Raw genomic sequence first — 9,672 nt, 5'->3', positions numbered from 1 at the left:
TCTTTTTCACTATAAATAGAACAATAAACTTTTTATTCTTAAAAAATGGCGGTATAATGGTTAAAATTTGACATTTATCAAATAAACTGGTTAATTATTGCCCCTTTTTTAGTCAATAATCGCATAGCACTGTTTTTACTGTTTAAGTATAATATTCTCGTAATGTTAAGCGCTAACAGAAATAATAGGAAAAGGAGAAAGAAAATGGGTAAATTGGAAAAAATTATGGATAAGTTGAATCCATATATGACAAGATTAGCGAATAATCCAACATTAAAGGGGATATCATCTGGGATGATGGGATCTATCGTTGTTACATTAGTTGGTTCATTGTGTCTATTACTAGCAGTATTTCCTATTGATGCAATTAAAAATGGAGTAGCATCATTAGGACTAACACCAGTATTTTTTGCAATCAATAATGTAACGATTGGTTGTTTGGCTTTATACATTGTTGTTTTAGTTACTAATTCATTAGTGAAAACATATAAGCCAGAAGAAGATGGTGTGTCAGCATCAGTAATTGGTTTAGTATCATTTTTAATTGTTACACCATTAAGTGCAACTGCTGATGAAGTTACAGCAATCCCAACTACATGGTTAGGAGCTGCAGGGGTCTTTTCAGCATTAATTATTGCAATTGTAACAGCTAAAGTATTTGTTTTTGTGAAGGAAAAAGGCTGGACAATTAAAATGCCAGCTTCAGTACCACCAATGATTTCACGTACTTTTGAAGGGTTAATTCCAGGATTGATCATTGCAGCAATCTTTATTGTTGTAAAAAGTCTTTTCAATCAAACAAGTTATGGATGTATGCATCAATTTGTTTATTCAATCTTGCAAACACCTTTGCAAGGTTTAGGTGGAAATTTATGGGCTATGTGTATTTTCACAATTGTTGCTCAATTATTATGGTTCTTTGGGATTCATGGAACAAATGTTATGTCACCAATCTATACACCAATTTGGCTTACATTAGACTTAGCTAATCAAGCTGCAGTAGCTCAAAATGGTATGGGAGCTGGTGAAAATATTATCGGTTTAGCTTTCTTTAACACCTTTACTTGGGGTGGTTGTGTACTTGGTTTTGTATTATTAATGGCTTTTGCATCAAAATCAGCTCAATATAAGAGTTTAGGACGAATTGCTTTAGTACCAGCTTTATTTGGTATCACTGAACCAGTTATTTTTGGTACACCATTAGTATTAAACTTTGTGTTCTTTATTCCATTTGTCTTTGGAAATGTTATTGCTATATTAGTTGCCTACTTGGCAATTGCTTCTGGTTTAGTACCAACATTAATGGGGGCTTCAACAGTATTTGGTTTACCAATTGGTTTCCATGCAGCAATTCAAGGAAGCTGGCAAATTGTTGTTTTACAAATTGTCGTGATGGTAATTGTTGGATTAGTATGGTATCCTTTCTTTAAGAAAGCAGATAATGATGCTTATAAATTAGAAAAAGCAGAACAATAGGAGGATGCTTCTATGGAACAAGCAAAGTTAAAAGAATTATTTGATAGTTTAACTTTAGATGAAAAAATTGGGCAATTAGTTCAATTAAATGGTAATTTTTTTGATAGTAATGAAAAAGTGGCAACTGGGCCTGTTGCAAAAATTGGAATTGATAAAGATAAGATTTATCAAACTGGTTCAATTTTAAATACAATGGGAGCTAAGGAATTAAAAAAATTACAAGATCGTTATTTAGAAAAAAATGAAAAGAAAATTCCTATGCTATTTATGGCTGATATCATTAATGGATTTAAAACTATATTTCCAATTCCTTTAGGGTTAGGATGTACTTTTAATCCAGAATTAGTTAAGAAAACGGCCCAAGTTGCCGCTAAAGAAGCAGCGGTTTCTGGAATCCATATTACTTTTTCACCAATGGTTGATATGGTTAGAGATGCTCGTTGGGGTAGAGTAATGGAAAGTTATGGTGAAGATAATTATCTAAACTGTGCTTATGCTAAAGCTATGGTTGAAGGTTATCAAGGAAATGGTGATAAATACGAAACGATCCTTTCATGTGTTAAGCATTTTGCTGGCTATGGAGCACCTGTAGCTGGTAGAGATTATAATACTGTTGAATTAGGAGAACGTTCTTTACGACAAGATTATTTACCATCATATAAAGCAGCTGTTGATGCCGGATGTCGTTTAGTAATGACTTCATTTAATACTATTGATGGAATTCCGGTAACTGCTAATGATTGGCTATTAAGAGATATATTGAGAGATGAGTGGGGATTTGATGGAGTGGTAATTTCTGATCACTCAGCAGTTAAAGAATTGGTCCCTCATGGAATTGCTAAAGATGGTAAAGAAGCAGCAAAATTAGCTTTAGAAGCTGGCTGTGATATTGATATGATGACAGCAACTTATTCTAATCATTTAGCTACTTTAGTTAAAGAAGGAAAATTAGATGAAAAATATATTGATGAAGCAGCTATGCGTGTATTAGAACTTAAAAATGAATTAGGATTATTTGAAGATCCGTATCGCGGAGCTAATGAAGAATTAGAAAAAGAATTTGTTCTTTGCGATGAATTTAGAAAAATTGCAAGAGAAGTAGTTTGGCAAACTTGCGTGCTATTAAAAAATGACACTATCCTCCCTTTAAATAAAAGTCAAAAAATAGCTGTCGTTGGTCCTTATGCTTCAAATAAAAACCTAAGTGGAATGTGGTCTATCAATGTAGATCGCGAAAAAGTTGTTACTATTTATGATGGTTTGAAAAAACAGGCTGATGAAAATTGTGTAACTTTTGCTAAGGGTTCACCATTATTAGACGATGCTAGCATGTTTGAAAGTTTTGGATATTCTAAAAATGTTGGTGAATTAGTCAGTGATAATATTGAAGAAGATCGCCAAAAAGCTCTTGAGGTAGCTAAAGGGGCTGATGTGGTAATTGTAGCAATTGGGGAACATTCACATCAAAGCGGTGAAGGTGGATCTAGAGGCGATATTACTTTACCACGAGTACAAATTGAATTATTGAAAGAAGTAAAGAAATTAAATAAGCCAATCGTTACATTAGTGTTTAGTGGTCGTCCATTGGCATTAGATGAAGTGAGTCAATATAGTGATGCCTTGCTTCAATGCTGGTTCCCAGGAACTGAAGGTGGCGATGGAATTGCCGATATTATTTATGGAAAGGTTAATCCAAGTGCTCGTTTAGCGATGACTTTCCCATATTCAGTTGGTCAATGTCCAATCTATTACAATGAAATGAGTACCGGAAGACCAGCTAAAACTAGTAGTCATAGTAAACGATTTACTTCAAGATATATTGATATTCCTAATGAACCAACATATTGCTTTGGTTATGGACTAACTTATAGTGAATTTAAATATAGCGAAGTTGAATTAGATAAACAAGTTTTAACTCCTGATAGTAAGATCAAAGCATCAGTAGTAGTTGAAAATACTAGTGAACGACAAGGCGTGGAAACGGTTCAGTTATATATTAGAGATTTATTTGGTTCAGTAGTACGTCCAGTAAAAGAATTAAAAGGGGTTCAAAAGATAACATTACAGCCTCATGAAGCTAAAAAAGTGGAATTTGAAATTAGTGAAGAAATGTTAAAGTTTATTAGAAAAGATATGCATTTTGATAGTGAAGCTGGTGATTTTGAAGTCTTTATAGGTAAAGATAGTAATACTGAAAACAAAGCAAATTTTGAATTAAAAAAATAATTAGATAACTACCTCATTGATAGAGATGCAGTTAATTCTGTATCTCTTTTTATTTTTTATAGACAATAATATTAAAAAAGGGCTACAATATAATTAATATGTTCATATTATGTTAATTAGATAATAGGATAATAGTAATATTTAGAAATGGGGAATGTAAATGTATAAGATTATAACTGATGGATCATGTGATCTAAGTTTGGATTTAGTTAAAGAATTAGGAATTGAAGTAGTACCGTTTTATGTCAGTAAAGATGGTGTTAATTATCAAAAGGAGATTGTTGAGCTAGGTATAAGGAATTTTTATCAGTTCATGGTTGATCATCCTAAACAGTTTCCAAAAACTTCTATGCCTTCAATTCAAGATTATTTAGAAGTATTTACACCATTGGTAAAGCAAGGTATTGATATAATTTGTATTTGTATTTCAACGAAATTTTCAGGTTCGTTTAATTCAGCCAGTAATGCCAAAAATATGCTATTGGAAGAATATCCAAATGCTAAAATTGAAGTTATCGATGCTACGATCAATACAGTTTTACAAGGGATGTTAGTTGAAGAAGCGGTGGCTAAACAAAATAGTGGCGCTAGTTTTGAAGAAAATGTTGCTTTTATTAATGAAATTAAAACAAGTGGTCGGATTTTCTTTACGATTGGCAGTATGGATTATCTAGTCCATGGTGGCCGTGTTGGTAAATTATCTGGAATTGCCGCCGGAGCCTTAGGTATCAAACCATTGATTTTATTAAAAGAAGGTGAAATCTTTAATAACGGAATCACTAGAGGCCGTAAAAAAGCTAAACAGAAGATAATTGAACAAATTATTACTTATCTTAAAGAAAATGAAATTGATATTGATGAATATCGTTTTGCGGTTGGTTTTGGTTATGATGAAGCTGAAGGTGAAGAATTTAGACAGGAGTTAATTTCCAAACTAAAAGAAAACTATCCTAAACTAGATCAAAATATTCCAATGCGTCAAATTGGAGCTACAATTGGGGTGCATACTGGTCCATATCCGCTAGGAGCTGGAATTATTAAAAAATATCAAAAATAGGGGCTAGACCCCTATTTTAGGTTGAAAATAACCATTGCTTTAAATAAATCCCCATCAACACTGATTTTAAAAATACCATGTTGTAATTCAGTAAAGCTTTTTGCAATCGATAAGCCTAAGCCACTACCACTGGTATTTCTTGACTTATCACCTTGAACAAAACGTTCAACTAATTTATCTTCAGATATTTTAATTTCATTTGCAGAAATATTTTTAAACGTAATATATACTTGATCATTGGTTTTAATTATTTCAATATATACGCGGGTATTTTCAAGGGCATATTTACCAATATTGATTAATAAATTTTGGAAAATGCGATAAGTTTTGGAACTATCCAATTTTAAGATAATTTTTTCATCAGGATAATTAGTTTTAAAAGTCAATTTTTTAGCATTAAACTGATCTTCTAATTCAAATTTAGCTTGTTTAATTAAAGCAACAATATCAACATCAACTAGATTTAATTTAACATCACCACTATTTACCTTAGATACTTCAAACAAATCATCAATTAAATTTTTTAATCTTAAAGCATTACGATCTAAAGTATCTACATATTCTTGTTGTTCCTTAGATAAATCATTATTTTTTAATAAATCAATATAAGTAATGATTGAAGTTAATGGTGTTTTTAAATCATGAGAAACATTTGAAATCAGTTCAGTTTTCATTTTTTGTGATTTTACTTCTTCATTAACAGCTTTTTCAAAACCATCTTTGACATTGGCAAATTCATTTTTTAAGGTATTAAAAACCCCAACATCCTGTTGAATTTCAACATCAAAATCACCATTAGAAATTCTTTTAACGGCATTTAATAATACTTGATAATCATTTTGAAACTGCTCAAATTTTTTTCTTAATAAATTAAATAAAACACATGAATAAATAATCGTAAATAAAATTCCTATTTTTGATAAACCGCAGATCAGTGAAATGATAACAGCGTTGACCACGATAATTTTAATTATCGTTTGATTTAAATTATCATTTAAATCAAACATTGTTACTTTATCCCCAAATCTTTTTAAACATCTAAATAACCAGGCAAGAACAGTATTTTGTTTAAATGATTTAACAAAACCTTCTTTAAAATACGATTTAATATAATATGCACTAAATAAAGTTAAATATAGTAAAGCCATCCAGGAAATAATATTCATTATCGCTACAATATAAGCAGCAACATTGTCAAAACCAATTGAAATTAGTTTATTTAAAAGAGAACTGCTATCATAATCAATTACTAGACTATAAAGAAGTACAATCATACCAGTATAAGCCATACATACTAAGATAAATAATGGCTCTAATTTAATCTTAGCTGGATATTTTAAAGCACCAATTTCTTTTTCGGTTTCATAAGGATAAATTAAAGCATATAAACAAACTATTACTACAGCTGCTAGGGCAAAGGGAACAATGTTATCTACTTCTAACGATGATGAATAGTAATAAGAAATAACATCGTAAGAATCAGCAACTATTTTTGTCGGAACGGCTAGTACGACCGTTAAATTAGTAGGGTTATTTAACGATAAATTAGTATTATAGTTTGATGCTAGTACTTGTTTATAGTTATTCCAAAAAATTGCAAAATTTCGATTACTTGATTGTTGATTTCCTAAAGAATCGTAGCTTAAATTACCAGCTTCATCAAAATTGATCATTAAATACCATTGGTATTTAGCTTGGAGTTTTTGATTAGATTTGATGTTGATTAAATCATCAGTTGTATTGCCTAAAACGTTACCATTATATTCGGCGTAATATCTAATATTTTTATATTCATCAAGAAGCCGATACTTTTCTAGATTATGTTGATAAAATAAATTAGCTGGTATTTCTTGAGCATTAACATATTTACTAACATTTTCTGGTGTTGAACCATCTAATTGCATACTTACGGGATAGATAACACTAAAAATATCATAAATAATTTCATTTTTATTAAAATCAATCTCTGTTTCATGATTTTTATTAACTACCTGATAACATGAATAAACGCCAATACTACAAGTAACTAAAATAACTAAAGTTAAGATAATAAAGACTATTTTCTTTTTAAACATTTTTTCACCTACATTTTTTCAATTTTATATCCAACACCCCAAACTACTTTTAGATATTGAGGGTTAGATGGATTAATTTCAATTTTTTCCCGTAAATTACGTACGTGAACCATTACTGTTTCGGTATTAATAGCGGCTTCATTCCAAACGTTTTCATAAATTTGTTCACTGGAAAAAACCCGTCCTGGTTTTTTCATCAGTAATTCTAAAATTTTTAACTCAATTGGTGTTACTTTAACTAATTTACCATCAACAGTTACTTCTTTGGTGTCCAGATCTAGTTCGAGACCGCCAACGATATATTTATTACTAACATCTTTTTGATCAAGCATATCTAAATACTTATGATAACGTCTTAAATGTGAAGATACTCGTGCCAACAGTTCCATTGGTACAAATGGTTTGGTTACGTAATCATCACCACCAATATTCAAACCGGTAATTTTATCAATATCTTCGGATTTAGCTGATAAAAAGATAATCGGGAAATCATGGTTTTCACGCACTTTCATGGTCATTTCAATGCCGTCCATGATTGGCATCATAATATCAACGATAGCAAGGTGAATATCGTGATTAGCTACCATTTCTAAACCTTCCTTGCCATTACTAGCAAGAAATACATTGTAGTTTTGTGATTTTAAATAAATTTCAATTGCTTTGGCAATTTCTTGTTCATCTTCAACAACAAGAATATTATCTTGATTCATTTTCATACCTTCTTTCATCGCTTATTATAAACTGATTAGTTAAAGAATAGTAGAAATGATTTTAAAGATTTTCTAAAGATTTTTCTTGCTGATATAATATTTATAACAACCTAGACCGATTAAAGAAATGATCCCGGTAATTACAAAGACAATAATAGTAAAAGTATAATCTTGATTAGATAAAGCATTACCGCCAATTGTACTAGTAATTACTGAAGGTATTCTAGCAATTGTTGTAAGCAATAAAAAGGCTGGTAATTTAATTCTGGTAAAAGGAGCTAAATAGGTTAATAAATCTTTTGGAGTCCCGGGAATAAAGAAGATGATGAAAATGATTATTTCTAAATTAGCTTCTCTTTTTAAAAAAGATACTTCGTTTAGTTGCTCTAAATCAAAAAACTTTTTTACAAAATTTAAACCATATTTTTCAATGAACCCAAAAATCAAGATACTGCCAAGTATACTGCCTAATAAACAAATAAACATTCCGCCAATTGTTCCATAACAAAAACCAGCGGCAACTTCAATAATTTCACCAGGCAAGAAAACAAAGACAACTTGTAAACACATCACTAAAACTAAAACTAATCTGCCCCAGATTCCAAATTGATCTAGGGTTTCTTTTAACTTTGAGGGATCACTTAGAAAGTTAGAAAAAGGTTTATATAGAATCAAACAAATAATTGCCATGATTGCAAGTGAGATTAGGATGTTTAGAATTGTTTTTTTATTGACAGCAAACTTATTCATTTTTTTCACCTCGTCTATAGTATAGACAACTAATCTAAAACAAAACGGGTGATAAGTTAAAACAATTCTAAAAAATATTTTAAGAAAATAAAATGAAATATGAAATATAGCTACTTGACGTAAAAATTCTGTTTTAGTATACTAGTAGTGTTCACTCGGAGGGTGAGTCATTCAAAAAGAAATGGCGAGCTGGATAAGGTGACAGGTTGAAATACCTGTTAGTTTATCTGGCTTTTTTTGTTTAGGAGGGAGTATATGGAAACTGCAAAAATTAAACAAGTCTATTTCAAGTATTTATTTGCTGCATTTGGCAGTGCGATGATTAGTTCAATTTATAGTATCGTTGATATGGCCATGGTGGGTCAATATCAAGGACCTGAAGGGACAGCAGCACTGGCAATCGTAGCACCAGTCTGGAATATTATTTATAGTTTAGGTTTAATGATGGGAATTGGCGGTTCGGTTATCTTTAGTATCGCTAGAGGAGAAAAAAATAAACAGCGTGCTAATGAGTTTTTTACTACTGCTTTAATTGGAACAATTATTCTAGCACTACTTAGCTGGTTTGCATTATGGTTTTTTGAAGATCAAATGTTGTATTTATTTGGAGCCGAAGCTAGTTTATTGCCGTTAGCTAAAGCATATCTAATGCCTGTTAAGTTTGTAGTACCAGTATTTTTGTTTAATCAGATGTTGGCAGCTTTTTTACGAAACGATAACAATCCTACACTGGCAACAATTGCCGTTTTAACTGGTGGTATCTTTAATGTTTTTGGTGATTATTTCTTTGTTTTTACTTTAGATATGGGAATTACTGGAGCTGGGCTGGCAACTGCTATGGGAGCTGTAATTACTTTAGCTGTTTCTTTAACTCATTTTCGCTCATCTAAAAATGGATTATGTCTAGTTAAAGTAACGTCTTTACTTACAAAAATGAAACGAATCGTAGTAACTGGTTTTTCAACATTTTTTGTTGATCTGGCTATGGGGATTTTAACGATGTTATTTAACCGCCAAATTGTCAAATATTTAGGAACCGATGCTTTATCAGTTTATGGAGTAATCGTTAATATTAGTACGATCGTTCAATGCTGCGGTTATAGTGTTGGCCAGGCAGCCCAGCCAATTATTTCTTATAATTTTGGAGCGAAAAATAGTGTCAATATTAAAGCAACTTTAAAATATGCTATACTTACCGCAATCTTTTTTGGAATTGGATGGACTGCTTTAATGTATTTATGTCCCAATTTATTAATTAGTATTTTTATGAAACCAACAGTTAATATTTTAACAATTGCACCAAAAATTATGCAAACTTATGGTTTATCATTTTTACTTTTACCAATTAATATTTTTTCAACTTATTATTTCCAGTCAT

Annotated in this window: 7 protein-coding genes; 4 read left to right on the top strand and 3 right to left on the bottom strand. The window is 30.9% G+C overall.

Annotation, left to right across the window (positions count from 1 at the left end; all coding sequences use genetic code 11):
* The first annotated feature begins 204 nt into the window (after positions 1-204).
* The 3 genes from J7M77_RS03290 (at position 205) to J7M77_RS03280 (ending at position 4,759) form a co-directional block, all read left to right on the top strand.
* A complete protein-coding gene (locus J7M77_RS03290) occupies positions 205-1,476 on the top strand; it encodes a PTS transporter subunit EIIC (RefSeq protein WP_296875968.1) in 1,272 nt (423 codons plus the stop codon).
* A 12-nt stretch (positions 1,477-1,488) separates the two neighbouring features.
* A complete protein-coding gene (gene bglX / locus J7M77_RS03285; RefSeq protein ID WP_296875967.1) occupies positions 1,489-3,702 on the top strand; it encodes a beta-glucosidase BglX in 2,214 nt (737 codons plus the stop codon).
* 160 nt (positions 3,703-3,862) lie between these two features.
* Positions 3,863-4,759, top strand: coding sequence for a DegV family protein (locus J7M77_RS03280; RefSeq protein ID WP_296875965.1), 897 nt, complete (start codon positions 3,863-3,865; stop codon positions 4,757-4,759).
* A gap of 11 nt (positions 4,760-4,770) precedes the next feature.
* On the opposite strand, the gene J7M77_RS03275 is transcribed toward J7M77_RS03280, so the two are convergent.
* The 3 genes from J7M77_RS03275 to J7M77_RS03265 all read right to left on the bottom strand — a co-directional run bounded on the left by J7M77_RS03275 (position 4,771) and on the right by J7M77_RS03265 (position 8,294).
* A complete protein-coding gene (locus J7M77_RS03275) occupies positions 4,771-6,834 on the bottom strand; it encodes a sensor histidine kinase KdpD (protein ID WP_296875963.1) in 2,064 nt (687 codons plus the stop codon).
* An 8-nt stretch (positions 6,835-6,842) separates the two neighbouring features.
* Positions 6,843-7,544 carry a response regulator transcription factor gene (locus J7M77_RS03270; RefSeq protein ID WP_296875962.1) on the bottom strand — a complete coding sequence of 234 codons (702 nt, stop codon included), beginning with the start codon at positions 7,542-7,544 and terminating at the stop codon, positions 6,843-6,845.
* A gap of 72 nt (positions 7,545-7,616) precedes the next feature.
* Positions 7,617-8,294, bottom strand: a complete 678-nt coding sequence (locus J7M77_RS03265; RefSeq protein WP_296875960.1) for a VTT domain-containing protein — start codon at positions 8,292-8,294, stop codon at positions 7,617-7,619.
* A gap of 255 nt (positions 8,295-8,549) precedes the next feature.
* Between J7M77_RS03265 and J7M77_RS03260 the strand changes: the two genes are divergently transcribed.
* Positions 8,550-9,672 (top strand): MATE family efflux transporter (locus J7M77_RS03260; RefSeq protein ID WP_296875958.1); only part of this gene is annotated, 1,123 nt, incomplete at its 3' end.

It is taken from the genome of Thomasclavelia sp. (genome assembly GCF_017889095.1).
In the GTDB taxonomy this organism is placed as follows: domain Bacteria; phylum Bacillota_I; class Bacilli_A; order Erysipelotrichales; family Coprobacillaceae; genus Thomasclavelia.
Note: the sequence above shows the minus strand (reverse complement) of the source record. Positions and strands in the feature narration are given on the sequence as shown.